26 protein-coding genes and 1 pseudogene are annotated in these 23,857 nt (G+C 68.4%); 9 read left to right on the top strand and 18 right to left on the bottom strand.

What is annotated here, in order from left to right; all coding sequences use genetic code 11:
• Nucleotides 1–26 precede the first annotated feature (26 nt).
• Complete coding sequence (locus tag ACIRG5_RS39835) at nucleotides 27–1,382, top strand: YibE/F family protein (RefSeq protein WP_402914987.1); 1,356 nt, start codon at nucleotides 27–29, stop codon at nucleotides 1,380–1,382.
• Here ACIRG5_RS39835 and ACIRG5_RS39830 read toward each other — a convergent pair.
• Nucleotides 1,303–1,656 carry a DUF1304 domain-containing protein gene (locus tag ACIRG5_RS39830; RefSeq protein ID WP_319978865.1) on the bottom strand — a complete coding sequence of 118 codons (354 nt, stop codon included), beginning with the start codon at nucleotides 1,654–1,656 and terminating at the stop codon, nucleotides 1,303–1,305. The two genes, ACIRG5_RS39835 and ACIRG5_RS39830, sit on opposite strands and share 80 nt — an antisense overlap.
• 45 nt (nucleotides 1,657–1,701) lie before the next feature.
• Between ACIRG5_RS39830 and ACIRG5_RS39825 the strand changes: the two genes are divergently transcribed.
• A complete protein-coding gene (locus ACIRG5_RS39825; protein ID WP_319978864.1) occupies nucleotides 1,702–2,538 on the top strand; it encodes a fused MFS/spermidine synthase in 837 nt (278 codons plus the stop codon).
• Between the two features lie 45 nt (nucleotides 2,539–2,583).
• Here the strand turns inward: ACIRG5_RS39825 and ACIRG5_RS39820 are convergent, their stop codons facing one another.
• The 3 genes and pseudogenes from ACIRG5_RS39820 to ACIRG5_RS39810 all read right to left on the bottom strand — a co-directional run bounded on the left by ACIRG5_RS39820 (nucleotide 2,584) and on the right by ACIRG5_RS39810 (nucleotide 5,254).
• Nucleotides 2,584–3,210: a hypothetical protein gene (locus tag ACIRG5_RS39820; RefSeq protein ID WP_402914984.1), complete on the bottom strand. Its 627-nt coding sequence runs from the start codon at nucleotides 3,208–3,210 to the stop codon at nucleotides 2,584–2,586.
• Between the two features lie 89 nt (nucleotides 3,211–3,299).
• Nucleotides 3,300–4,559 (bottom strand): annotated as a pseudogene (gene hisS / locus ACIRG5_RS39815) (histidine--tRNA ligase); the annotation flags it as partial.
• Nucleotides 4,556–5,254 (bottom strand): MBL fold metallo-hydrolase, encoded by a 699-nt coding sequence (locus tag ACIRG5_RS39810; protein WP_402914981.1) that lies wholly within the window; start codon nucleotides 5,252–5,254, stop codon nucleotides 4,556–4,558. The gene ACIRG5_RS39810 and the pseudogene hisS, both read right to left, overlap by 4 nt.
• A gap of 114 nt (nucleotides 5,255–5,368) precedes the next feature.
• Here ACIRG5_RS39810 and ACIRG5_RS39805 point away from each other — a divergent pair, with 114 nt between their 5' ends.
• Complete coding sequence (locus tag ACIRG5_RS39805; protein WP_402914979.1) at nucleotides 5,369–6,226, top strand: peptidylprolyl isomerase; 858 nt, start codon at nucleotides 5,369–5,371, stop codon at nucleotides 6,224–6,226.
• 78 nt (nucleotides 6,227–6,304) lie between these two features.
• On the opposite strand, the gene ACIRG5_RS39800 is transcribed toward ACIRG5_RS39805, so the two are convergent.
• The 4 genes from ACIRG5_RS39800 to ACIRG5_RS39785 form a co-directional block, all read right to left on the bottom strand.
• Entirely contained in the window at nucleotides 6,305–8,590 is a 2,286-nt protein-coding gene (locus ACIRG5_RS39800; protein WP_402914976.1) for a RelA/SpoT family protein, read from the bottom strand.
• Between the two features lie 147 nt (nucleotides 8,591–8,737).
• Complete coding sequence (locus tag ACIRG5_RS39795) at nucleotides 8,738–8,911, bottom strand: DUF397 domain-containing protein (RefSeq protein WP_402914974.1); 174 nt, start codon at nucleotides 8,909–8,911, stop codon at nucleotides 8,738–8,740.
• Nucleotides 8,886–9,740, bottom strand: coding sequence for a helix-turn-helix domain-containing protein (locus tag ACIRG5_RS39790; RefSeq protein ID WP_402914971.1), 855 nt, complete (start codon nucleotides 9,738–9,740; stop codon nucleotides 8,886–8,888). Before ACIRG5_RS39790 ends, ACIRG5_RS39795 begins: the two co-directional genes overlap by 26 nt.
• Before the next feature lie 78 nt (nucleotides 9,741–9,818).
• Nucleotides 9,819–11,033 (bottom strand): DUF222 domain-containing protein, encoded by a 1,215-nt coding sequence (locus tag ACIRG5_RS39785; RefSeq protein WP_402914969.1) that lies wholly within the window; start codon nucleotides 11,031–11,033, stop codon nucleotides 9,819–9,821.
• A 283-nt stretch (nucleotides 11,034–11,316) separates the two neighbouring features.
• Here ACIRG5_RS39785 and ACIRG5_RS39780 point away from each other — a divergent pair, with 283 nt between their 5' ends.
• Nucleotides 11,317–11,592, top strand: a complete 276-nt coding sequence (locus tag ACIRG5_RS39780) for a hypothetical protein (RefSeq protein ID WP_402914966.1) — start codon at nucleotides 11,317–11,319, stop codon at nucleotides 11,590–11,592.
• A 26-nt stretch (nucleotides 11,593–11,618) separates the two neighbouring features.
• Entirely contained in the window at nucleotides 11,619–11,903 is a 285-nt protein-coding gene (locus tag ACIRG5_RS39775) for a hypothetical protein (RefSeq protein WP_402914964.1), read from the top strand.
• A 54-nt stretch (nucleotides 11,904–11,957) separates the two neighbouring features.
• Here ACIRG5_RS39775 and ACIRG5_RS39770 read toward each other — a convergent pair whose 3' ends face one another.
• From ACIRG5_RS39770 to ruvC, 7 genes are all read right to left on the bottom strand, one after another.
• Entirely contained in the window at nucleotides 11,958–12,449 is a 492-nt protein-coding gene (locus ACIRG5_RS39770; RefSeq protein WP_402914962.1) for an adenine phosphoribosyltransferase, read from the bottom strand.
• 23 nt (nucleotides 12,450–12,472) lie between these two features.
• Nucleotides 12,473–13,627, bottom strand: a complete 1,155-nt coding sequence (gene secF / locus ACIRG5_RS39765) for a protein translocase subunit SecF (protein WP_402914959.1) — start codon at nucleotides 13,625–13,627, stop codon at nucleotides 12,473–12,475.
• A 1-nt stretch (nucleotide 13,628) separates the two neighbouring features.
• Nucleotides 13,629–15,422, bottom strand: a complete 1,794-nt coding sequence (secD, locus tag ACIRG5_RS39760) for a protein translocase subunit SecD (RefSeq protein ID WP_402914956.1) — start codon at nucleotides 15,420–15,422, stop codon at nucleotides 13,629–13,631.
• Nucleotides 15,423–15,551: 129 nt separating this feature from the next.
• On the bottom strand, nucleotides 15,552–15,902 hold the full coding sequence (yajC, locus tag ACIRG5_RS39755; RefSeq protein ID WP_319978851.1) for a preprotein translocase subunit YajC: 351 nt from the start codon (nucleotides 15,900–15,902) through the stop codon (nucleotides 15,552–15,554).
• A gap of 94 nt (nucleotides 15,903–15,996) precedes the next feature.
• A complete protein-coding gene (gene ruvB / locus ACIRG5_RS39750; RefSeq protein ID WP_402914953.1) occupies nucleotides 15,997–17,010 on the bottom strand; it encodes a Holliday junction branch migration DNA helicase RuvB in 1,014 nt (337 codons plus the stop codon).
• Nucleotides 17,007–17,588 (bottom strand): Holliday junction branch migration protein RuvA, encoded by a 582-nt coding sequence (gene ruvA, locus ACIRG5_RS39745; protein ID WP_402914951.1) that lies wholly within the window; start codon nucleotides 17,586–17,588, stop codon nucleotides 17,007–17,009. Before ruvA ends, ruvB begins: the two co-directional genes overlap by 4 nt.
• 106 nt (nucleotides 17,589–17,694) lie before the next feature.
• Nucleotides 17,695–18,264, bottom strand: a complete 570-nt coding sequence (ruvC, locus tag ACIRG5_RS39740; RefSeq protein ID WP_266040685.1) for a crossover junction endodeoxyribonuclease RuvC — start codon at nucleotides 18,262–18,264, stop codon at nucleotides 17,695–17,697.
• A gap of 146 nt (nucleotides 18,265–18,410) precedes the next feature.
• Here ruvC and ACIRG5_RS39735 point away from each other — a divergent pair, with 146 nt between their 5' ends.
• The 3 genes from ACIRG5_RS39735 to ACIRG5_RS39725 are packed head-to-tail and all read left to right on the top strand — an operon-like array spanning nucleotide 18,411 to nucleotide 21,137.
• A complete protein-coding gene (locus ACIRG5_RS39735) occupies nucleotides 18,411–19,895 on the top strand; it encodes a diguanylate cyclase domain-containing protein (protein WP_402914946.1) in 1,485 nt (494 codons plus the stop codon).
• Nucleotides 19,892–20,323 (top strand): cupin domain-containing protein, encoded by a 432-nt coding sequence (locus ACIRG5_RS39730; protein WP_402914944.1) that lies wholly within the window; start codon nucleotides 19,892–19,894, stop codon nucleotides 20,321–20,323. The genes ACIRG5_RS39735 and ACIRG5_RS39730 overlap by 4 nt, the downstream gene beginning before the upstream one ends.
• 10 nt (nucleotides 20,324–20,333) lie before the next feature.
• A complete protein-coding gene (locus ACIRG5_RS39725; RefSeq protein WP_402914941.1) occupies nucleotides 20,334–21,137 on the top strand; it encodes an alpha/beta fold hydrolase in 804 nt (267 codons plus the stop codon).
• Between the two features lie 32 nt (nucleotides 21,138–21,169).
• Here ACIRG5_RS39725 and ACIRG5_RS39720 read toward each other — a convergent pair whose 3' ends face one another.
• Complete coding sequence (locus tag ACIRG5_RS39720; RefSeq protein ID WP_402914938.1) at nucleotides 21,170–22,045, bottom strand: SBBP repeat-containing protein; 876 nt, start codon at nucleotides 22,043–22,045, stop codon at nucleotides 21,170–21,172.
• An 82-nt stretch (nucleotides 22,046–22,127) separates the two neighbouring features.
• On the opposite strand from ACIRG5_RS39720, the gene ACIRG5_RS39715 reads away from it, so the two are divergent.
• On the top strand, nucleotides 22,128–22,553 hold the full coding sequence (locus tag ACIRG5_RS39715; protein WP_402914936.1) for a MarR family winged helix-turn-helix transcriptional regulator: 426 nt from the start codon (nucleotides 22,128–22,130) through the stop codon (nucleotides 22,551–22,553).
• Here ACIRG5_RS39715 and ACIRG5_RS39710 read toward each other — a convergent pair.
• Nucleotides 22,540–23,151 carry an alpha/beta hydrolase family protein gene (locus ACIRG5_RS39710; RefSeq protein WP_402914934.1) on the bottom strand — a complete coding sequence of 204 codons (612 nt, stop codon included), beginning with the start codon at nucleotides 23,149–23,151 and terminating at the stop codon, nucleotides 22,540–22,542. The genes ACIRG5_RS39715 and ACIRG5_RS39710 overlap by 14 nt on opposite strands.
• 13 nt (nucleotides 23,152–23,164) lie before the next feature.
• Nucleotides 23,165–23,848 (bottom strand): SDR family oxidoreductase, encoded by a 684-nt coding sequence (locus ACIRG5_RS39705; RefSeq protein WP_402915156.1) that lies wholly within the window; start codon nucleotides 23,846–23,848, stop codon nucleotides 23,165–23,167.
• Between the last annotated feature and the right edge of the window lie 9 nt (nucleotides 23,849–23,857).

The raw sequence follows: 23,857 nt of genomic DNA, 5'->3' as shown, positions 1-23,857 counted from the left end.
AACCAGTAGAACCCGCCTCGGAGCGCGTGCGCACGTTGCTGATGTGGCTGTTGGTGCCGTTGGCACTGGCCACGATCGTCGGCGCGGCGCTGCTCTACCCGTTCGGGGTCGAGCAGAAGACCGGCGCGGAGATCGGACTGCACCAGACTCCGGTCGAGGCCGTCGTCACCGGCGTGGCCGAGAACTGCGGTGAGAAGTGCGTCGCGGTGACCGTGAAGATGACCGACGGCGCCGCGAGCGGGCAGAGCATCACGATCCCGAGCGTGAAGGGCCCCGGAGCGCCGAGCTTCCAACTCGGCGACGAGGTGGTGCTGTCCTACGCGGGCAGTCAGCCGCAGGCCGCCGAGTCGTACCAGATCGTCGACTTCCAGCGCGGCTGGTCGCTCGCCGTGCTGGCGCTGCTGTTCGCGGCGGCCGTGCTGCTGCTCGGGCGATGGCAGGGACTCGCGGCCCTGGGCGCGTTGCTGCTGAGCTTCGTGGTGCTGGTGCTGTTCGTCATGCCGTCGATCCTCGCGGGCCAGAACCCGCTGATGGTCGCGGTGGTCGGCGCCGGACTGATCATGTTCGTGGTGCTGTACCTGACGCACGGCATATCGGCGCGCACGTCGACCGCGGTGCTCGGAACGCTGGTCAGCCTCGCGCTGATCGGGGTGCTGGGCGCGCTGTTCTCTGCCCTGTCGAAGCTGACCGGCCTGGACGAGGACACGACGAACCTCGTCACGCTGCTCGGCACCAGCATCGACACCCGCGGGCTGCTGCTCGCCGGAACCCTGATCGGCGCGCTGGGCGTGCTCGACGACGTGACGGTCACCCAGACCAGCGCGGTGTGGGAGCTTCGGCGGGCCAACGACAAGCTGACGTGGCGCGAGCTGTTCGCGGCGGGCTCGCGGATCGGGCGCGACCACATGTCGTCCGTCGTGAACACGCTGGTGATGGCCTACGCGGGCGCGGCGCTGCCGTTGCTGCTGGCGATCTCGCTGGCCGGGCGGTCGATGGGCGAGATCCTGACCTCGCAGCAGATCGCCCAGGAGATCGTGCGGACCCTGGTCGGCAGCATCGGCCTGGTGGCGGCGATCCCGGTGACGACGGCGCTGGCCGCCCTGGTCGCGGTACGCCAGGAGGTCGCCCCCATCGCGGTCTCCGACCCCGAGCCTGAGCCCGAACCGAAGTCCAAGCCCGAACCGAAGACCGTGAAGCGACCCGCGAAGCCCGTGAAAACACAGCCCGTGACACCACGGCCCGCGCGGATCGAGGGCGACCTCTTCACCGGCTACGACCCCGACAAGGGGCCGTGGGAACGTCCTAGTGAGCCAGGAGCACGAAGAGCAGCGTCAGCACGCCAGGCACCACCTGCACGAAGAAGATCTTCCGGCTCGCCGTGAACGTGCCGTAGATCCCCGCGACGATCACGAACACCGTGAACAGCACGGACGCGCCGAAGTCCTGGCGGATCAGCGCGTAGATGAGGCCGGCCGCGAGGAAGCCGTTGTAAAGGCCCTGGTTCGCCGCGAGGGCCTTGGACTCCTGCGCGAACTCCGGCGTGAGGCCGAACGCCTTCTGGCCGCGCGGCGTCGTCCAGAGGAACATCTCCAGCACCACGATGTAGAGATGGATCACCGCCACGAGGGCGATCAGAACGTTCGCGACAACCTGCACTTGGGTCCTCCTCTGGACTGACACACCCGGTGAGACAATAGAGCAGTGGGAAGACAGCGGCCCGACACCGAGGCGATCACCGAGTCGATCGACTCCGGCGTCGCCGAACTGGTCCCCGATCTCGGCGGACGACGATCCTGGACGTTGCGGGTCAACGGAACCCCACAGTCGCATGTGGACCTGGACGACCCGACCTATCTGGAGTTCGAGTACGTCCGCCGGCTGGGTCACATCGTCGATCTCACCGCGCCTTCGCGGGTGCTCCACCTGGGTGGTGGCGCTCTCACGCTAGCGCGCTACGTGGCCGATCTACTGCCTCGGGCGTCTCAGCAGGTGGCCGAGATCGACGCCGGACTGATCGCGTTCGTCCGCCGCGAACTCCCGCCGCCGCCGCGAGTGAAGATCACCACAGGTGACGCCCGCGCCGTGCTGGTCAAGGCACGTCCCGGCTCGTTCGACCTGATCGTGAGCGACTGCTTCGCGGGAGCCCGCACGCCCGCGCACCTGACGTCGGTCGAGTTCGTGAAGCAGGCGTCCACGGCACTGGCCGACGACGGGATCTACACGGCGAACATCGGCGACGGCAACGGCCTGCAGTTCGCACGGGCCCAGTGCGCGACCGTGCGCTCGGTGTTCGAGCACGTCTGCGTGCTCGCCGAACCGGGCGTCTTCCGGGGCCGGCGCTTCGGCAACTTCGTGATCATGGCCTCGCACAACGGCCTGCCGATGCAGCAACTCACCCGCGCGACGGCGGGAGACCCGTTCCCCGGCCGGGTGGAGCACGGCACGGGGCTGACGAAGTTCATCGGCGGCGCGCCCGTCACCACCGACGCGACCGCGATCCTGTCCCCCGCACCGCCCTCGGGCCTCTGGGGCACCTGAGAACCGGAGGCCGCCACGAGGTGACGCCATCCGGGCTCTGGGACTTCAGTCCAGTGACGTGACGAACTTCGAGACGGCGTCCGGATGGAGCTTCTGCGCCATCCGCCCGGCCGGAGCCAGCGACCCGAGCCGGTACAGCGGCCGTTCCGCCGCCGCCATCCCGCGCGCCTCGGCCCGCAACTGGGCGACAAGCAGCTCCGAGAACACCAGACCAGGCGTGTCACCACGCGCGGCCAGCGCGTCGGCCAGGCGGCGGAGCTGGTAGACGCCCAGCTCGCGGCCGCCGGTGCCCGCGTACATCGACAGGGCGATGTTGATCGCCTTCTTGTTGCCGCGCACGAACAGGCCGACGGTCCGCGCGCCACGCAGGTCGGTGACCAGCAGGTCGAGACCGTCCGCGACGGCCAGGTCGACCTTGCGCGTCCCGAACGCCCGCACGTAGACCGTCGTGCCCTCCAGCCACACCGTGCGGCGCGCCTCGGACATCGCCAGCAGGATCACCGGCACCGACACGATCAGCCCGGCGATGACGCCGGGCCAGCGGCCACCGATCAGGCCCACGATCGCGCCGAAGGCGAGAGCGACCATGATGCCGCCGATCGCCACCATGCGCGCACGCTTGCGGACCGTCGCCTTGTCGAGCAGGTCGAGAACGAGCTTGTCGTCGCTCACGGAGTCTCTCGCACCGCCTCAGCCGCCACGGCTCCCGCGTCGGACGCCAGGCCCTCGACGCCGCCCGGCACAGCGGCCACGAGTGCGGACGGCTTGAGCGCCGCCTGCACGGCCTCGATCACGTCGGTCAGCGCCACGTCGACCTGCTCGCCTGTCGCGAGGGTCTTCACGCCGATGTTGCCCGCCTCCAGGCCGCGGTCGCCCAGCACGAGCGCCAGCTTCGCGCCCGACTTGTCGGCGGCCTTGAAGCCTGCCTTCATCGACCGACCGCCGTAGACCAGGTCCGTGCGCACGCCAGCGGCACGCAGTTCGCCGGCGATCGCGACCAGGCGGGCCCGCGCCGCCTCGCCCAGCGGCACGCCGATCACGTCGACGCGGCTGAACTCCGGCAGCACGCCCTCGGCCTGGGCCGCGAGCAGCGCGCGGTCGACGCCGAGGCCGAAGCCGACGCCGGACAGCGACTGTCCGCCGAGCTGTTCCATCAGGCCGTCGTAGCGACCGCCGCCGCCGATGCCCGACTGGGCGCCGAGACCGTCGTGAACGAACTCGAACGTCGTCTTCGTGTAGTAGTCGAGGCCGCGGACCATGCGCGGATTCTCGACGAACTTCACGCCCAGCTCGGTCAAGTACCCCTTGACGAGCTCGTAGTGCTCACGGCACGCGTCGCACAGGTGATCCACCATCAGCGGCGCCTCGGCGACCAGCGCGCGCACCTCGGGGCGCTTGTCGTCCAGCACGCGCAACGGGTTCAGCTCGGCGCGCTGCCGAGTCGCCTCGTCCAGCGGCAGCTTCGCGAGGAACGCCTGCAGCAGCTCGCGGTAGGCCGGGCGGCAGTTCGCGTCGCCCAGGGACGTGAGCTCCAGGCGGTAGCCGGTGAGGCCGATCGCGCGGAACCCGGCGTCACCGACGGCGATGACCTCGGCGTCCAGCGCCGGGTCGTCGATACCGATGGCCTCGATGCCAACCTGGTGGAACTGCCGGTACCGGCCGGCCTGCGGGGCCTCGGCGCGGAAGAACTGGCCCGCGTAGTAGAGCTTCGCCGGCAACGAGCCGCGGTCGAGGCTGTGCTCGATCACGGCCCGCATCACGCCCGCGGTGCCCTCGGGGCGCAGCGTGATGGAGCGGTCACCGCGGTCGAGGAAGGTGTACATCTCCTTCGTCACGACGTCGGTCGACTCGCCGACACCGCGCGAGAACAACGCCGTGTCCTCGAAGACCGGCAGTTCGATGTAGCCGTAGCCCGCGAGCTCGGCGGCACGGGTCAGCGTCGACCGGACGTGCGCGAACGCGGCGGACGTCGGCGGGATGTAGTCGGGAACGCCTTTGGGTGCGGAAAACACGTTTCTCAGAGTCCTCGGTGCGGGGCGGCCGGAGCATCGTCCTGCAGCTGAAGCAGGTAGGGGTTCGTCGCACGCTCGCGGCCTATGGTCGTCGTCGGGCCGTGGCCGGGCAGCACCACTGTGTCATCGGGCAAGGTCATGACCTTGTTCTGCAGAGACGACACCATGCGTGAGTGGTCACCGCCAGGTAGGTCGGTGCGTCCGATGGAACCGGCGAAGAGCGTGTCACCCGAGATCACCAGGCGACCCCCTTCCTGCACGCCGGAGCGGAACATCACCGACCCGCCGGTATGGCCCGGCGTGTGGTCGACGGTGATCTGCAGGCCGGCGAGGTCGAGCGCGGCGCCGTCGGTGAGCTCGCGCACCTCCGAGGGCTCGCGCATCTCGAGGTTCCCGCCGAAGAAGGCGGCCGACTCGGCGCTGATGCCCTTCAACGGGTCGGCGAGCATCGCTACGTCATCCGGGTGGATGTACGCGGGGATGTCGTTGCCGTCGCAGACAGGGGTGACGGAGAAGGTGTGGTCGAAGTGCCCGTGGGTGAGCAGCACGGCGACAGGCGCGAGACGGTGCTGGCGCAGGGCCTGTTCGATCGGTTCGACCGCGTCCTGACCGGGGTCGATGATCACGCAGGGCTCGCCCTCACCGGCCGCCAGGACGAAGCAGTTCGCCTGGAGCGCACCAGTCGGGAACCCGATCACGAGCACGAAAATGACCTCCCTGTTCAACGACAGCCTAACCACCACACAAAGCTCATATGCCCAGGCCCTAGACTGCCGAGCCGACCGCCCTATTCGCATGAGTCCCTGGGGAGGGAGCACGTGCCCACCAACGAGCAGCGACGCGCGGCAGCCAAGCGCAAGCTTGAGCGTCAGATGGTCTACCGCCAGGAGCGGGCCAAGAAGCGTCGCATCATCGCCGTCGTGTCGACGGTCGTCGTTGTTGCTCTCGTCGGAGGTGGCGTGTGGTTCCTCGCGACTAACGACGTCTTCGGTAATGGTGACGCCGCCGCGTCGGAGACTCCCACCCAGGAGTCGGTGGACAAGGCGGAGAACATTCCCACCGCGCTGCACCAGATCCCGAAGCGCCCGGCCGCGCTCCCGGAAAAAGTGAACTGTGAATACACGAAGGGCCAGGAGCCGGCGGCCAAGGAGAACACGCCGCCCGCGAACGGCGAGCAGCCCGCCACCGGCACGGTCGGCGTCACGCTCGGCACCTCGATCGGTGACCTGAAGTTCAACCTGGACCGCGCGCTCGCGCCGTGCACGGTGAACAACTTCGTGAACCTCGCCAAGCAGAAGTACTTCGACGGCACGACGTGCCACCGCCTCGTCGTCACCGGCATCCAGGTCCTGCAGTGCGGCGACCCCGGCGGCAACGGCATGGGCGGCCCGGGCTACTCGTTCAAGGACGAGGTCTACCCGGAGCTCACCTACGGCCGCGGCGTGCTCGCCATGGCGAATTCGGGCCCGGACACCAACGGCTCGCAGTTCTTCATCGTCTACGGCGACGGCGCGAACCTGCAGCCGAAGTACTCGATCTTCGGCACGGTCGACGAGGAGTCGCTGAAGAAGATCGACGAGGTCGCGAAGACCGGCACGATCTCGCAGCAGCCCGGCCAGGGCGACGGCAAGCCGAAGACCCCGGTCGACATCAAGTCGGCACTGGTCGCGAGCTAGTCAGCCAGACCTGAAAGGGCCCCCGGAGCACTTCGCTCCGGGGGCCCTTTCACATGGCTTGCCCCTAGTGACTGCGCTCTACGAGGCCGACGTCACGCGGTACACGTCGTAGACGCCCTCAATGCCGCGCACGGCCTTCAGGACGTGGCCGAGGTGCTTCGGGTCGCCCATCTCGAACGAGAACCGGCTGACGGCCACCCTGTCGCGCGACGTCGTCACCGACGCCGACAGGATGTTCACGCGCTCGTCGGCCAGCACCTTCGTGACGTCCGAGAGCAGCCGGTGCCGGTCGAGCGCCTCCACCTGGATGGCGACCAGGAAGACGCTGGAGGACGACGGCGCCCACTCGACGTCGAGGAGCCGTTCCGGCGACTTCAGCAGCTCCTCCGCGTTCGTGCAGTCGGTGCGGTGCACGGACACGCCGCCGCCCCGCGTCACGAAGCCGAGGATGTCGTCGCCCGGCACCGGGGTGCAGCAGCGGGCGAGCTTCACCCACACGTCGCCCGCGTCCTTGACGATCACGCCCGCGTCGCCGGTGGGGCGGCGCCGGGTGACCGTGGACGGGGTGGCGCGGTCGGCCAGTTCCTCCTCGGCGTGATCGACACCGCCGAGCTGCGCGACGAGCCGTTGCACGACGTGGCGCGCCGAGGTGTGACCCTCGCCGACCGCCGCGTACAGCGCGCTCATGTCCGAGTGGTGCAATTCCTTGGCAAGAGCCTGCATCGAGTCGACGCTGACCAGACGCTGGATCGGAAGCCCGACGCGCCGGACCTCCTTGGTGATCGCGTCCTTGCCCTGCTCGATCGCCTCTTCCTTGCGCTCCTTGGCGAACCACTGCTTGATCTTCGCCTTGGCGCGCGGGGACGCGACGAAGCTCAGCCAGTCGCGGGACGGGCCCGCACCCTCCGCCTTGGAGGTGAAGATCTCGACGACCTCGCCGTTCTCGAGCTTGCGCTCCAGAGCGACCAGACGACCGTTCACGCGGGCGCCGATGCAGCGGTGACCCACCTCGGTGTGCACGGAGTAGGCGAAGTCGACGGGCGTGGACCCCGTCGGCAGCGTCTCCACGTCACCCTTGGGGGTGAACACGAAGATCTCGCGCGCGGCGAGGTCCCAGCGCAGGCCCTCCAGGAACTCACCGGGGTCCGCGGCTTCCCGCTGCCAGTCGAGGAGCTGGCGCATCCACGCCATCTCGTCGATCTCGACGGACTTGCCGTTGTGCGTGCCCTTGGTCTCCTTGTAGCGCCAGTGCGCCGCGATGCCGTACTCGGCCCGCTGGTGCATCTCGGAGGTGCGGATCTGCACCTCGAGCGGCTTGCCGTCGGGACCGATGACGGTCGTGTGCAGCGACTGGTACACGCCGAACCGCGGCTGCGCGATGTAGTCCTTGAACCGGCCCGGCATGGGCTGCCAGGCGGCGTGGACGACACCCATGGCGGCGTAGCAGTCCCGCACCTCGTCCACGAGGATCCGGACGCCCACGAGGTCGTGGATGTCGTCGAAGTCCCGGCCGCGGACGATCATCTTCTGATTGATCGAGTAGTAGTGCTTCGGCCTTCCCTCGACCTTGGCGACGATCCGAGCGGTCTCGAGCTGCGAGTTCAGCTCCTGGACGACGGTGCGCAGGTACGTGTCGCGACTCGGCGCGCGCTTCGCGACCAGGCGGACGATCTCGTCGTACTTCTTGGGCTGCAGGATCGCGAACGCGAGGTCCTCCAGCTCCCACTTGACCGTCGCCATGCCCAGGCGGTGAGCGAGCGGCGCGAGCACTTCGAGCGTTTCACGGGCCTTGCGGGCCTGCTTCTCCGGCGGCAGGAACCGCATGGTGCGCATGTTGTGCAGCCGGTCGGCGAGCTTGATGACCAGGACCCGCGGGTCCTTCGCCATCGCGATGACCATCTTGCGGATGGTCTCGGCCTCGGCCGCTGCCCCCAGCTTGACCTTGTCGAGCTTCGTGACGCCGTCGACCAGCCGGGCGACTTCCTCGCCGAAGTCTTCCTTGAGCTGGTTGAGCGAGTAGTCGGTGTCTTCCACGGTGTCGTGCAGCAGCGCGGCCACCAGCGTCGTGGTGTCCATGCCCAGCTCGGCGAGGATCGTCGCCACGGCGAGCGGGTGGGTGATGTACGGGTCGCCGGACTTGCGGCGCTGCGGGCGGTGCTTCTCCTCGGCAACGTCGTACGCGTGCTGCAGAAGCGCCAGATCGGCCTTGGGATGGAGGTCACGGTGCACGGCGGCGAGAGGTTCGAGGACCTGCTTCACCGGGGCCGCACGTTGGGCGGTGATGCGCCGCGCAAGGCGGGCACGCACACGCCGGGTCGCCGACGGTTGAACAACCGTCGCAGCGGGTTCGGTGTCTTGACTCAACCCCACGCTCCTCGGGTCTCGCGAGTACCGAGGATAACGCGTTTACGATGCGGAAACTTCCGATGGCTCGCTGAGCGGCACAGCTCACACGGTGAACGCGACCCAGACTATTGCTGGGCCGATCAGGCGACACGCAGGTGGAGCGCCCTAGACCTGCGCCACGAACGCACGCCAGGCGGGGAGCGAGAAGGCCAGGACGGCGCCGCCCGAGGCCTTCGAGTCCCGCACGAGAGCAGCCTGCTCCAGCGACACCTCGACACAGGTACCACTGTCCGTGCTGCCGCTGTAGGTGCTCTTACGCCAGCTGCGGTCGAGCGTCATGGAGGTCCTCTCGCAGTCCGCTGACGTAGTCCGTCAGCATGCTCCGCGATTGTCCCTCATCCAACGCAAGGGCATCCAGCCACTTGAAGAACTCCCGGCTGCTCGCAATGGCTTTGCCGTCGTGCGCGAACAGCTGTGCCACATCGGTCTCGCTGTAGGCGACCGGCACCATCTTCTCGAAGCTGAACAACCTTCGTGCCGACCTCATCGCGATGGCGATACCCGCCGACATGGGCACGATACGAAGGCTGTGGGACTGGAAAAGCAGGCGCAGATACTGCTCTTCCATGATCTGGGCGTTGCCCACGCGCATTCGCAACGCGAGTTCATGCACGTAGAACGTGCACTCCGGCCGACTCGGGCGCCTCATGATCGCCTGCCTGTCGATGCGCAACTGGACGTACTTCTCGATGTTCTCCGGTGCCTCGTTGCCACCTTCGGTGAGCAAGGCTCGTGCGTATTCAGGGGTCTGGGCGAGCCCCGGCATGGTCAGGCCGTCGAAGCTGGTGATCTTCGTAGCCTGGGCCTCCGCCATGGCGAGCGTGCGCAGGTTGTCGGGCACGACCAGCACATACGGGTCGAAGGCGTAGCGGTAGCGGTCTCGGAAGGCCTCGAAGTAGTTGCTGTCGCGGCCGCACGTCATCAGGTACTGGACGAGGTCGATCTCGCTCGCGCGGGCTTTGCCGTTTTCGATGTTGGAGACCTTGCTCGGGTCCCAGCCGAGTTGTTCGGCGAAGCCGAAGCCCGTCAGCCTGGTGTGTTTCTCGCGCAGGCGGCGCAGTTCGTCGCCCAGGTCGCGGCTGTAGGCGGTGGAGGTGATCGCAGTCATTCGTCCGACGGTAGGCATTGACCCTCCTCCACGAACCTGCTCATTCGGGTGAAAACGGTTGCTCGCGCGCGGGCGTCGTCAGGCGACTTGGCGACGGTCGGGGTGGGTGTTTGTTCTGGGAGTGCGGGTGGGGTCGAGCCAGGCGGGTGGGGTGAAAGTCGGGGTGCCATTGAGGAGCCTTACCTCCCATTCGCTTTGGTGGATCAGGGTGTGGTGGTGGCGGCACAGCAGGGCCGCGTTCTCGACCGAGGTGCCGCCGCCCTCGGACCAGAATCTGATGTGGTGGGCGTCGCAGTGCTTGGGCGGGCGGTCGCAGCCGGGGAAGGAACAACCCTGGTCTCTGGCGACCAGGAGGCGGCGGATCGAGGCCGGGAAGGTGCGGGTCTTGCGGCCGATGTCGACGTGCTCGGACCGGCCGCCCAGTACCACCGGGATGACGCCGGCGTTGCAGGCCAGGCGGCGGACCAGCTTGGCCTGCATGCGCTCGCGGGTGTCCAGCGTGGCGAAGCCGGTCTGCCCGGCCAGGTCGCGGTAGGCCATCGTGAGGGTCAGGGTGACCGGCTCCCCGCCGTGTTCGGGGAGGCGGTCGGCACGCAGCATCAGGTCGATCAGGTCGGCGAAGGCGTCGCCCTCGCGTTCCGCGCGGGAGCGGGGGTCCTGGCCTTCTTCCGGGGTGGTCGGGCGGGGCTTGGCCAGCGGGTCGATCATCGCTTCGAACTTGGCGCCAGCGATCTTGTCGAGCTTCGCCGACACCTCCAGCTGGTCGCCCTTCCACTCCATCCGCAGCCGGTTGACGGGCGGCGCCGGATCGGCCTCACTCGGCTCCGCGTCCTGCTGGTAGAGCCGGTACGCCAGCTCCTTGCCGAACGCGCGCACCGCACTGGGTTCGTGGGACTGGGCGAACTCGACCACAGGCTCCTCGGCCTTGGGCGGCAGGTCCTTCATCACCTCGGCCACCGCCGAGATGTGCTCCCCGGAGAGAGCGCCCTCCGCCACCACGGCAGCGGTGACCGGCAGCTCCGGCTCCACCAGCGCGCCGGACAGCGTGAGCTGAGGAGCCAGTGCTTCGGCGCGGGCAACCCACTGACGCGCGGTCTTCAAGTCCCACCGCACGGCATGACGCAACACGTGCGCCACATTCCTGTACCCGAGCTCAGTCGCCGCGCCACGCCGCTCCAGTTCGGCGATCTTCTGCATCATCACATTCTCAAGAACGCGAATTTCCACCACGTCTCCGACGACTGCGGCAAGCAGTTCGTCGGTGGACAGGAGGCGGAAGTCTCGTTCGATCACGCGTTCGACACTACCGCAAGATCACAACATAAAAGCACGTCAGTGGCTACACGTTCGGGTGAACAGGCTAGCCAACGGCCATAGGTTCCGTTAGTGCGCTTCTCTCTAGATGCAACGCAACCACTGGCAAGCACACACGCAACAAAACGCGAATAACGCACACCAACCACGCCCCGCAACCACCAACGAAAACCGACCACAGAAATGCAGTCCGGCACACGACCGACGAAGGAGGGCATGTGCCGGTTCGGCGCAGCCGTGCCCTCCTGGAACACTCGGCACGGTGAGGACTCTGATCTGGTGCGCCGCGATGACCTTCGTGTGGCTGGGCACGATGGCGTACCTCGCCCTCGACGACCCGAGCTACATCGATCAGCGGTCGATCATCGGTTCAACGGTCGGCTGGCTGGTCGCGACCACACTGAGCTGGCTGGTCCTGCGCCGCGCGAAGACGCCGAAACTGTGGGAGATCGCGGTCGTCACGGCACCGGCATCTCTGGTCACACTGGTCTTCGTCAGCATCGGCGCCGCCTTCGTGGCCCCGCCGCCGATCGCCTGAAACCGTCCGACTGGGAAACTGGCCCCATGCACTCGCACCGCCCGATCTGGCACTGCCTGGCGTTCGCGGGCATCTGGTACGCCGCGATCGTCCTGCTCAACCTGGTCACCAACGGCGGCAGCGAGGCACTCCGCACGGCAACGCTGGGAATCGTCCCCTGGCTGGGCGCCTCAGCCGCTCTGATGCGGGTCGGGCACGGCGACATGAAGGCCTGGCGCCTGATCCTGCTGGGGCTGCCGATCTTCTACTTCCTGTGGGCGATCACCGTCGTGGTCGCCTACCGGTTCATCGCGGGGCCGGTCACGGGCTGACACGCAAAAGGGACCGGCGACAAGCGTCACCGGTCCCCCAAGCGCGAAAGCGTCCTACACGGCCATCAAAGCGCTGACCTCGCGGCCAGCGAGCCGGGAGCGTCCCCCCAGAGCGGTGATCTCCAGAACCACGGAGACACCGGTCACGATGCCGCCGGCCCGTTCGACCAGCGTGCACGCGGCCTCGGCGGTGCCGCCGGTGGCCAGCACGTCGTCCACCACCACAACACGCTGCCCGGGCTGGATGGCGTCCGCAGGCAACTCCAGAGAAGCCGTGCCGTACTCCAGCTCGTAGGACTCCGAGTCGGCGACGACCGGGAGCTTGCCCGGCTTGCGCAGCGGCACGACGCCGTAGCGCCAGCCGTACCCCAGAGCAGCTCCCAGGAGGAAGCCGCGCGACTCGATGGCGGCGATCACCTGGGTGCTGTCGTCGATCTTGTCCTGAAGGGCGTCGACCACGGCGCGCAGGGCGTCCGGGTCGGTGAGAACCGGCGTGAAGTCCCGGAAGACGACCCCTGGCTTGGGGAAGTCCGGGACTTCACGCATCAGTCCCAGAGCACGATCCAATTTCAACGCTGACGCTTTCCGGTCGGACGGCGGCGGGCGTCGCCTGCCTTGGCGGTGCGGTGAGGCACCGAGGCAGCGGCGGCGTACGCCTCTTCCTTGCGCAGGTCGGCGTTGAGGGCCTCGTCGTCGACCGACTCGATGCCCTCGGCGACCTGCGGGCCCGTGGCCTTGGCGCGGCGGGTGGCCACGCGCTTGGCGTGCGCGATGAACTTCGGGTCGCGCATCTTCAGGTCCACCAGCACCGGGGTGGCGAGGAAGATCGAGGACAGGGCGCCGATGAACATGCCGACGAGCTGCACGAGCGCCAGGTCCTGCAGGGTTCCGACGCCCAGGATGCCGACGCCGACGACCAGCAGGCCGATGACCGGGAGCAGCGCGATCAGCGAGGTGTTGATCGAGCGCATCAGGGTCTGGTTCAGCGCCAGGTTCGCCGCCTCGGCGTACGTGCGGCGGGTCAGGCCCAGCAGGCCTCGGGTGTTCTCCTTGACCTTGTCGAACACGACGACCGTGTCGTACAGGGAGAAGCCGAGGATGGTGAGCAGACCGATCACCGTCGCCGGCGTCACCTCGAAGCCGATGATCGAGTACACGCCGGCGGTGATGATGACGTCGTGGAACACGGCGACGAGCGCGCCGACGGCCATCTGCCACTCGAAGTAGAGCACCAGGAAGATCGTCACGGCGACGAAAAACCAGAACAGGGCCCAGAGGGCCTTGCCGCTGATCTCACCGCCCCAGGACGCGGAGACGGCGCTGTCGGAGATCGCCGTCTGGCCGCCCTGCGGGTTGGTGTCCTGCGCGAGGGCCGTCTTGAGGGTCGCGACCTCGGCGATGTTCAGCGCGGGCGACTTGAGCTGGATCGTCGCGCTGGCGCCGGAACCGACGGCCTGCACGGCGTTCGGCTTCTTGCCGGGCAGGGCCTTCGCGTAGACGTCCTCGACGGTGGACGTCGTGATGGCCTGGCCGGTGGCAGACACGGACGGCATCGAGATCTTGGTGCCGCCCTCGAAGTCGATGCCGAGGTTGAAGCCGTTGAACACCATCGAGCCGATGCAGATCAGCAGGATGATGCCGGAGGTGATGTACCAGCGGACGCGCTTGCCGACGATGTCGAAGGCGCCGTTGCCCACGTAGAGGCGTGAGAACACGCTGCTCATGTCAGGCCTCCTTCACGGCGGTCGTCTTGCCGGTCGAGGTGGCGCGGTGCGAGGCGCCCTCGCGGGCGGCACCTCCCAGGCCCGACAGGCTCGAGTTGGAGAGGAGCTTGGACTTCGACGCGATCGCGACCAGCGGGTGCGTCACGAGGAACACGACCACGAGGTCGAGGACCGTCGACATGCCGAGGGTGAACGCGAAGCCCTTCACCTGTCCGACCGCGATGATGTACAGCACGGCGGCGGCGATGAAGCTGACCGCGTCGGCGGAAAGGATCGTGCGGCGCGAACGGACCCATGCGCGCGGCACGGCCGATCGGAACGTGCGGCCCTCACGCACCTCGTCCTTCAATCGTTCGAAGAAGACGATGAACGAGTCCGCCGTGATACCGATGGCGACGATGAATCCGGCGATACCGGCCAGGTCGAGCGTGAAGCCGATGACGCGGCCGAGCAGGACCAGCACGGCGTAGATGACGACCGCGGACAGGACCAGCGACAGGATCGTCAGGATGCCGAGCAGGCGGTAGTAGAACAGACAGTAGACGAAGACCAGCGCGAGGCCGATGCCGCCGGCGATGAGGCCCGCCTTGAGCGACTGCAGGCCGAGCGTCGGGGAGATCGTCTGCGCCTCGGACGAGTCGAAGGACAGCGGCAGCGCGCCGTACTTCAGCGTGTTCGCGAGGTTCTGGGCTTCCTTCAGCGTGAACTTGCCGCTGATCTCGGTCGAGCCGCCCGAGATGGCCGACTGGATGGTCGGCGCGGACATGACCTCGCCGTCGAGCACGACCGCGACGGCCTGCTGGACGTTGGCCGAGGTGAACGCGCCCCACTTGGTGCCGCCCTCGGACTTGAAGTCCAGGTTGACGACGTAGCCGGTGCCGTTCGGGTTGTTGTTCGCCGCGGCGTTGCTGATGTCCTCACCGGTCAGGCGGGAGTAGTTCGTGTAGTCGTCCGCCTTGGTCTCGGTGTCCTCCTTGGGAGGGTTGACCGGGGCCAGCGTGTACTTGAACTCGCCCTTCTCGTCACAGGTGACGAGAGGCTTGTCCAGGTCGTCGTTGCCGCGCAGCGGGTCGGGCTGCGAGCAGTCGAGCATGAGCGCGGCCTGCTGCAGGATCTGCGGGTCGGTCGCCTGGCGGAGGGCCTTCGCGTCCTGGATCTCCTTCGCGACCTTCGGGTCGACGTTGGAGGGAGCGGACGGCGTGCTCGGCGGCGTGCTCGCGTTGCTGGACGGCGCGGTGCTGTTCGACGGCGGCGTGCTGGACGGCTGCGCGGCCAGGTTCGGCGCGGGGCGGCCCTGCGGAGCACCACTCGACGGCGGCGGGCTGCCGGCGCTCTGGCTCGGCGGCGTCGACGGAGGCGTGCTCGCGCTGCCGGACGGCGGCGTGCTCGTCTGGGTCTGCGGCACGGCGCCGGCGGGCACCGGCTGGCCGATGACCTTGCGGAACGCGAGGCGAGCGGTCTGGCCGAGGCCCTTCGCGCCTTCGCTGTCCGCGCCCGGGACCGTGATCACCAGGTTGTTGCCGTCTCGCACGACCTCGGCACCGGAGACGCCGAGACCGTTCACGCGGACCTCGATGAGGTCACGTGCCCGGTTGAGCGCTTCCTCGCTCGGCTGTGCGCCGTCTTCCTGCCGAGCTGTCAGGGTGACGAGGGTGCCGCCCTGGAGGTCGATTCCGAGCTTGGGTTTGGCCGAACCGTTCCCGGTGAGAAACACCAGGGCGTAGAGCGCGACCACGATGAGGACAAAACTCGCCAGATACTTCGCAGGGCGAATTTGCCCGGCCGGAGGTGCCACGATCCGTCCGTCTCCTAGTAGCTATGGTTTCCGAGCGCGCAGCGTAACGCGCGCCGCGTGAGCTGCGCGTCACTACCTGGAGTTGGCGGTGTTCACAGTTGCCAACTCCAGGTGTCACGGGCCTGTTGGTTACTTCTTGGCGCCGTGGTCCAGGGGCTCGGCGACCTGTGCGGTGGTCGCGGGCACCTCTTCCTCGACGTCGTCGGTCTTGTCCTCGATCACGGCCTCGTCGGTCTCGGCGACCTTCTCGCGAATGGCGGCACGCAGCCAGCGCGTGACGACGCCCTCGGAGATCTCGATGTCGATGGTGGTGTCGTGGCTCGCGTCGGCAACGGTGCCGTACAGGCCGGACGTCGTCATCACCTTGTCGCCGGGGGCGAGCGAGTCCTGCAGGTTCTTCTGCTCGGCCATCGCCCGCTTCTGCTTGCGCGCGCTGAGGAACAGCGGCACCGCCAGCAGAACCAGAAGCAACGGGAACATCAAAGACGAAAGGTTGCCCATCATTCTCCGATCAGGTGGACATGCCTTCGACGCACGTCCGATATGTCCAGGTGCTTTTACCGATTGTGCCAGGTCACCACAGTTGATCACCGGCGGGCGGCTCCAGCCCCAGGTGGTACCACGCGGCGGGCGTCGCCACTCGGCCGCGCGGTGTCCGGGCCAGCATGCCAGCCCGCACCAAATACGGTTCGCACACCTCTTCCACGGTGGTCGGTTCCTCACCGACCGCGACCGCGAGGGTGGAGACGCCGACCGGGCCGCCGTTGAAGCTCTTGACCAGGGCGTTCAACACCGCGCGGTCGAGCCGGTCGAGGCCGAGTTCGTCGACGTCGTAGACCTGCAGCGCCTGCTTCGCGATCTCCTCCGTGACCCTGCCGTCGGCCCTGACCTCGGCGAAGTCGCGGACGCGGCGCAGCAGGCGGTTCGCGATGCGGGGGGTGCCCCTGGAGCGGCCGGCGATCTCGATCGCGGCGTCCACGGCGACGTCGACGCCGAGGATCTTGGCGCTGCGCTTCACGATGAGGTCGAGCTCTTCGGCGCTGTAGAACTCCATGTGGCCGGTGAAGCCGAAGCGGTCGCGCAGCGGGCCCGTCAGCGCTCCTGACCTGGTGGTGGCTCCGACCAGCGTGAACGGCGCGATGTCGAGCGGGATGCTGGTCGCGCCGGGGCCCTTGCCCACCATCACGTCGACGCGGAAGTCCTCCATCGCGAGGTAGAGCATCTCCTCCGCAGGCCGCGCCATGCGGTGGATCTCGTCGATGAACAGCACATCGCCCTCGACCAGGTTGGACAGCATCGAGGCAAGGTCGCCCGCACGTTCCAGGGCCGGGCCGCTGGTGATCCGGATGGCGGCGTTGAGCTCCTTGGCGATGATCATGGCCAGGGAGGTCTTGCCGAGGCCGGGAGGGCCGCTGAGCAGCACGTGGTCCGGCGCCGTCCCCCGTCGCATCGCGCTGTGCAGGACGAGTTCGAGTTGTTCGCGCACTCGCTGCTGACCGACGAACTCGTGCAGGTCGGCCGGGCGCAGGCTGGTCTCGACGTCGCGCTCGGCGGGCACGCCGTACGGGCTGAGCTCCTCTTCGGTCACTTGCGCCCCAGGGTCGCGAGCGAACGGCGCAGGACAGCGGACGTGGACTGGTCAGGGTTCGCGGCGAGAACACTGTCGACGGCCTGCTCCGCTGCCTTGGCCGGAAAGCCGAGGCCCAGGAGCGCCTCCACGACGTGGTCACGCGTCTGGCTGTGCGCGGGCGTCGTGGGCGTGGGGAGCTGACCGACCTTGTCGCGCAGCTCGATGATGAGGCGTTCCGCGCCCTTCTTGCCGATGCCCGGGACCTGCGTGAGCACGGTGATGTTGCCCTCGGCAAGCGCGTGGCGGAGCTTGTCCGGCTCCAGGACCGCGAGGGTGGCCAGTGCGATGCGCGGGCCGATGCCGCTGACCGTCTGGAGCAGGCTGAACAGCTCGCGCGCCTCGGCGTCGGCGAACCCGAACAGGGTGAGGCTGTCCTCGCGGACGATCAGGGTGGTGGCGAGGCTCGCCTCCTCGCCGCGGCGCAGGGTGGCGAGCGTGGTCGGCGTCATCTGGACGGCGAAACCGACGCCGCCCACCTCGACGACGGCGTGGTCGAGGCCGACGTGCTGCACCTGGCCGCGCAGTGACGAGATCACCTGTGTCCTCCGGACTTCACGCTCACGCAGGCGTCCCCTCGCGAAGGGGACCCCTTGATTTCATTCTTCCAGCCGACCCTGACAATTTCGGCGCGCACTGAAGCCGTCATGACCCGCTCCGGCGGGCCGCCTCTGCCAGCTTGGCCTTGTGCACGCGGGCGAGTTCCGCCGCGCGGGCCTGCGCTTCTTCCAGCCTGTTGCGCATCGGCGCGCGCCAGTGGTGGCAGATCGCGAGGGCCAGCGCGTCCGCCGCGTCGGCCGGCTTCGGGGCGACCTTCAGGCCGAGCAGCTTGGTCACCATGGCGGTCACCTGCGCCTTGTCCGCGCGGCCCGAGCCCGTGACGGCGGCCTTCACCTCGGACGGCGTGTGGAACTCGACCGGCAGGTTTCGTTGCGCGGCAGCCAAAGCGACGACGCCCGACGCCTGCGCGACCCCCATCGCGGTGCGGACGTTGTGTTGCGCGAAGACTCGTTCGATGGCGACGACTTGAGGTTCGTAACGGTCCAGCCACACGCAGACGCCGTCGTACAGCTCATGAAGGCGCACGGACAGCGGAGCGTCAACGGGCGTGCGGAGGACATCGACGGCCACGGCGCGCACGACTCGGCCTGGTCCGCCGTCGACGACGCCGAAGCCGCACCTGGTCAGACCGGGGTCGACCCCGAACACCCGCACAACAGCTCCCCGGATCGCTGAACGAACAACAGTTCGAACCATATCCGGTGCACCGATAGGGGACTTGCACCGACACGGGCTGACACGGTTCGACAAGTCCACGCCGCCGTTACTACGGTGGTCGGGTTTCGATCACGGGAGTCACGGTGAAGAGGTTCTGGATCGTCGCGGGGTGGGTCGGCACCTTCATCGCGATCGCCATCCTCACCGCCCTCGCCGCACCGCGCGATATCGGTATCGCAATCGACAAAGTCGTGCAGCTGGTGTTCGCCATCGCGGCGTTGGTCACCTACGCGCGGGCACGCGACCGCTGGATGACGGCGGCGATGATCAGCCTGAGCGTCGGGTTGTCCGCGTGGATCTGGGGCCAGCAGATCATGGGCGTTCAACTGCCGTCGTCGACGATCGCGCCGATCGGCTTCACGATGGTGCCGGTGCTCTGCCTGGCCGCCGTGATCGCGAAGGCGCAGAAACGCCGTTCCGACGACCTGCTGCCGAACTACCGCAGCCGCACGGTGCTCGTGCTCGACGGGCTGATCGTGATCGGGTCGCTGTTCGTGCTGACGTGGGTGTCGGCGCTGGAGTCGCTGACCCGTGCGTGGGCCACCGAGGGCCCTGGGTTCGCCACCGTCATCGCGCACCCCGCCGCGTACCTCGTGCTGCTCGTGGCGATCGTGGTGATGTCGTGGACGCATCAGGCCGTGCGTCAGTGGCCGATGCTTTTCGTCGCGCTGGCCGGTATCGCGCAGTCGTCGTCGGGCTGGGTGTTCGCGTTCTACATCGCCAAGGGCAACACGGCGATCCCGGCGGCCGCGGACATCGGTTTCATGCTGTGCCCGGCGTTCTTCCTGCTGAGCGCGCTGGCCCCGGTCCGCAACCTCGAACCCACGCCGGGCCGCATGCGCACGGCCGACCTGCTGCACCTGCTCGTGCCGTACCTGCCGCTCGCGATCACCGGCCTGTTCGTCAGCTGGAACACCGCGACGGGCGGCCGCCTCAACCCGGTCGAGATCTACGTCGGGCTTCTGGTCGTGTGTCTCGTGATCGTGCGTCAGTTGCTCACGATGATGGACAACGTACGGCTGATGGACCAGCTCCGCGTCTCTCGCGAGGAGCTACGGCACGAGGCGACGCACGACCCGTTGACCGGCGTCGCGAACCGCTCGCTCTTCCGCGAACGGCTGGAGCGCGCGCTCGCGGTTCGTGACCGCGCGAAGCCGTTGATCCTGCTGTTCATCGACGTGGACGGCTTCAAGGCGGTCAACGACAACAACGGGCACGCCGAGGGCGACATGGTTCTGCGCAATGTCGCCGCACGGCTGGAGAACAACGTCCGGCCCGAGGACACCGTGGCGCGGCTCGGCGGTGACGAGTTCGGGGTCCTGATCGACGGCGGCGACGCGGACGAGATCGGCGCGCGGCTGCTGGACGCGTTGGGACATCCGCACGAGGTGCTCGGCCGGGTGCACCGGGTGCACGCCAGCATCGGTGTGGCGCAACGGTTCTCGTACGATCCCAAGATCACCGCCGACGACGTGCTCGGGGCCGCGGACGCCGCGATGTACACGGCGAAGCGGCTCGGCAAGGGCATGGTCGTCGTGCACGGTTCCCCGCTTCCGGAGATGACGTGACCCCAGAGCAGTTGATTTCCGCGTTGGACATGCAGGAGCTGCCCGTCGAGGGCGGGTACTTCGCGCAGACGCACCGGTCCGACGAGGCGTCCGCGATCGCGTACCTGTTGCGCCGCCCGGACTTCTCCGGCATGCACGTGCTGAAGCACCTGGAGATCTACCACTTCCACGCGGGGTCGCCGTTGCGGATGCTGCTGCTGCACCCGGACGGCACGGTGACCGAACCGGTGCTGAGCGCGTCGAACCCGCAGGTCCTCGTACCCGCGGGCGTGTGGCAGGGCAGCACTCCGGCCGGGGACTGGTCGCTGGTCGGCACGGTCGTGGTGCCGCCGTACACCGACGACATCGTGGAGTTCGGGCACGCGGACGACCTGTGCGCGCGTTATCCCTCACACGCTGCCCTGATTCGGCCTCTGTGCAGGTTCTAGGATCTTCGGAATGGCGCTTGTCCCGCTCAACGGCATCGAGCTGAACGTCCAGACCGAGGGTGCCGGTGACCTCGTCGTGCTCGTCATGGGCACCGGCAGTCCCGGCAGGGTCTGGCGCACCTACCAGGTGCCCGCGCTGGTCAAGGCCGGTTACCGCGTCGCGTACTTCGACAACCGCGGCATCAGGCCGTCGTCGGAGTGCGCCGGCGGTTTCACGCTCGACGACATGGTCGCCGACACCGCCGCGCTGATCGAGCACCTGGGCGGTCCCGCGCACGTGATCGGCACGTCGCTGGGCGGGCGCATCACCCAGGAACTGGCGCTGGCGCATCCGTCGCTGGTGCGCAGCGCGGTGATGATGGCGACCGCCGGCCGTCCCGAACCGGTGCAGCAGGCGTGGTCGCAGGCGCTGTGCGACCTGCACGACAAGGGCGTCGAGATCCCGCTGGCGTTCTACTCGGTGGCGACGGCGGTCCGGAACCTGTCGCAGGCGACACTGGCCGACCCGGTGGTCGCCCGCGACTGGCTGCAGATGTACGAGTTCGCCGGGGCGTCGTTCGGTCCGGGCGAACGGATCCAGCTCGGCCTGGCCGAGTACGACACGCGACTGGAGGCCTACCGCGCCATCGCGGTGCGGTCGCTGGTGATCGGGTTCGCCGACGACCTGGTGCTGCCGCCGCGGCTGTCGCGCGAGGTGGCGGACGCGATCCCCGGCGCCCGCTACGCCGAGGTCGCGGACGCCGGGCACGTCGGGTACCTGGAACGGCCGGACGAGGTGAACCGGCTGCTGGTCGAGTTCCTCGGCGGCGCGTGAGCTCACCGCGGCGCCGCCGAGGGTGAGGCCGGCTAGCGGTCGAGGCTGAACTCGTCCGTCGTCTCCCCCTTCACCAGCAGGTCGACGCGGCCGCTGAGCACGTAGGTGCCGTGCGGTGTGCGAGCGGCCGTGGTCGGCGCGGTCCGCCAGTCACGCTGGGACTTCACCTGCCACGTGCGGGTGTCGAGGACCGTCACCGCGTTCTTGCCCGGTGCGGCCAGGCTGTTCGTCACGACGACCAGGCCCTGCGGGGTGAGCGTGAGGCCGTCCGCGCCCGGCAGCTTCGGTGCGGGCAGTTCCTCGACGCGGTTCAGCGTGACCTTGAACAACGTGCCGTTCGTGTAGTGGCCGGTGACGAGGAATCCCCTGGGGTCCCAGACGATTCCGTTGTTGCCGAACGACGTCCCGCCCAGCCGCGGGTCGCGGGCGTACGGCGTCGCGGTGCCGTCGCGGCCGACCTTCCAGATCGTGTCGCCCGAGGTGCCGGTGACGTAGGCGTTGCCGAATGGGTCGACCGCGACGTCGTTGGCGCCGTTGGGGATGTCGACGAACTTCAGCGCGCGGCCGGTGCGCAGGTCGAAGATCCCGAGGCCGGACTGGCCCGGCACCGATCGTTCGCCGAAGCCGATGTCCCCGTAGGCGACGAGCAGGCGGCCGCCGTCCACCTGGAGACCAAACGTGGACACCATGTGGGTTCCGGTGACGAGCGGGCGGACCCGGCCGTTCGTGCCGACCAGCGACACCGTGCCGTGGCGCAGCGAGCTGACGAGGAACTGGCCGCGGCTCGAGTCCCAGGCCACGCCCTCGGGGTGCAGCGACGGTGAGCGGGCCTCGATGTGCCTCGGCGTGGCCTGGGCCGTGCCCGTGAACAGCACCAGCACCGTCAAGACGGTGAGCAGGACGCGCATGACTTCCCTCCAGTACGAGCACTGATGGATATCAGAGTTCTGATATCCATCCATACTCTTATCACACTCTTACGATGGGGAGATGCGCAGCGGCGATCGGATCGGCGGAGACATCAAGCGCGCCGAGCAGGACCTGGTGGCCGCGAAGTCGGCGGCGGTGAAGCCCGCAGGGCTGACCGTGCCGCAGTACTCGGCGTTGCTGGCACTGAGCGAGAACCCCGGCGCGCCCGCGGCGACGCTCGCGCGGCTGTGCCTGACGACGCCTCAGACGATGACGACGATCCTGCAGAACCTGGTCGCCCTGGGTCTCGTGGAGCGCACATCGCACCAGTGGCAGCGCAACGTCCTGGAGAACCGGCTGACCGAGACGGGTCAGGCGAGGTTCCGCGAGGCGGACAGGGCCGCGGTGGTGGTGGAGCAGAAGCTGGCGGACGCGTTCAGCAACGAGGAACGCGCGCAGTTGCGCGCGCTCCTGCAGCGATGCTCCGACGTGCTCAGCGGGAGCTGACGAACTCGTAGGTCTCGTCGACCATCCGCGCGAGGAACCGGTCGCGGTCGAACTCCGGGTCCTCGTCCATGCCCGGCGGCGGCACGTGCACGAAGCTGAAGTGGCCCGCCTTCGGCACGACCCGCAGGTCCACCTCGGCCGGAGCGGTCTTCAGCACCTCCACTTCGGACGCCGGGACGAACGTGTCCAACTCGCCGACGTAGGCGAGGATCGGCACCTTCACCGCGTCCAGCGCGCCGGGGGCCGCGAACCAGCCGGCGGGTGGCGTGTAGAGCACCAGGCGGCTGACGCGGGAATCCCTTGGCACGTCAAGGGGCTCGCGTTCCTTGCTCCACGGCGTCGCGCCCGCGAGGCACAACCCCGCCCAGGCGCCGATCGAGTGGCCGATCACAGCCACCTCGGCGTCCGGGGCGACGTCGCGCAGGGCCTCGACCAGGCCCAACGGCCGGGCCAGGTAGTCGTCCCAGGTCGCCTGCCGCGGGTGCAGGCGCGGGAAGGACGGTGCGATGACCTGGTGGCCCTGAGCGGTGAAGTGGTCCAGGAGCGGGCGGTGCCGCTCCGGGTCACCACCGCCTCCGACAGCGAAGAGCACGATCACGATCTGTCCCCCATCAGCGATGCGCGGCCTGTCCGGTCGGCCGCAGCAGGATCTCGTTCACGTCCACAGTGGACGGTTGGGACACGGCGTAGAGAACCGCCCTGCCAACGTCTTCCGGTGCCAGCTTCGGGTCGTCCACCCGCGACGCCGGGATGGCGTCGGTGTCGACCAGGCCCGGCTGCACCACCGTCACCCTAACCCCGGTGGCCACCGCTTCGGCACGAATCGCCTGCGCCAGACCGGTGATCGCCCACTTCGTCGCCGAGTACAGGTTGCCCGGCCGCACCCCTCGGCCGGCGGCGGATCCGGTCATCACCAGGTGGCCGCCGGAGCGGATCAGCGCCGGCATCGCGGCACGGGCGGTGAACGCGGGCCCGCAGACGTTCGTGACGACCATGTCCGTCCACTCCGACGGCTTCGCGCCGGCGTCGGAGACGAACGACGTGTCGACGGAAACTCCAGCGTTCGCGAACACGACGTCGATCCGGCCCCAGCGGGACTCCACTCGGGACATGAGATCCTGCACGGAATCCCAGGAAGAGACGTCGCATCGGGCGTCCCAGCCGCGATCCCCGACGGATTCTTCGGCCCTGCGGGAGGCCCTGACCACGCGATATCCCGCCTGAGCTGCGAGAACGGCGGTCGCCGCCCCGATTCCGCGGGAAGCACCGGTCACCACGAAGACGTGTTCCATGATCCGGAACCC

Origin of the sequence: Lentzea sp. NPDC102401 (genome assembly GCF_044765805.1) — a bacterium.
Taxonomy (GTDB): domain Bacteria; phylum Actinomycetota; class Actinomycetes; order Mycobacteriales; family Pseudonocardiaceae; genus Lentzea; species Lentzea sokolovensis.
This window is presented reverse-complemented; position numbering and strand designations above follow the sequence as displayed.

Coding starts and splice junctions, on each gene's coding strand:
- ACIRG5_RS39795 (WP_402914974.1), bottom strand. CDS start 8,911: ATGACGCTCGACCGCAGCTGGCGTAAGAGCACCTACAGCGGCAGCACG.
- ACIRG5_RS39770 (WP_402914962.1), bottom strand. CDS start 12,449: ATGCGTGAAGTCCCGGACTTCCCCAAGCCAGGGGTCGTCTTCCGGGAC.
- ACIRG5_RS39790 (WP_402914971.1), bottom strand. CDS start 9,740: ATGACTGCGATCACCTCCACCGCCTACAGCCGCGACCTGGGCGACGAA.
- ACIRG5_RS39720 (WP_402914938.1), bottom strand. CDS start 22,045: ATGCGCGTCCTGCTCACCGTCTTGACGGTGCTGGTGCTGTTCACGGGC.
- secF (WP_402914959.1), bottom strand. CDS start 13,627: ATGAGCAGCGTGTTCTCACGCCTCTACGTGGGCAACGGCGCCTTCGAC.
- ACIRG5_RS39715 (WP_402914936.1), top strand. CDS start 22,128: ATGCGCAGCGGCGATCGGATCGGCGGAGACATCAAGCGCGCCGAGCAG.
- ACIRG5_RS39725 (WP_402914941.1), top strand. CDS start 20,334: ATGGCGCTTGTCCCGCTCAACGGCATCGAGCTGAACGTCCAGACCGAG.
- ACIRG5_RS39775 (WP_402914964.1), top strand. CDS start 11,619: ATGCACTCGCACCGCCCGATCTGGCACTGCCTGGCGTTCGCGGGCATC.
- yajC (WP_319978851.1), bottom strand. CDS start 15,902: ATGTTCCCGTTGCTTCTGGTTCTGCTGGCGGTGCCGCTGTTCCTCAGC.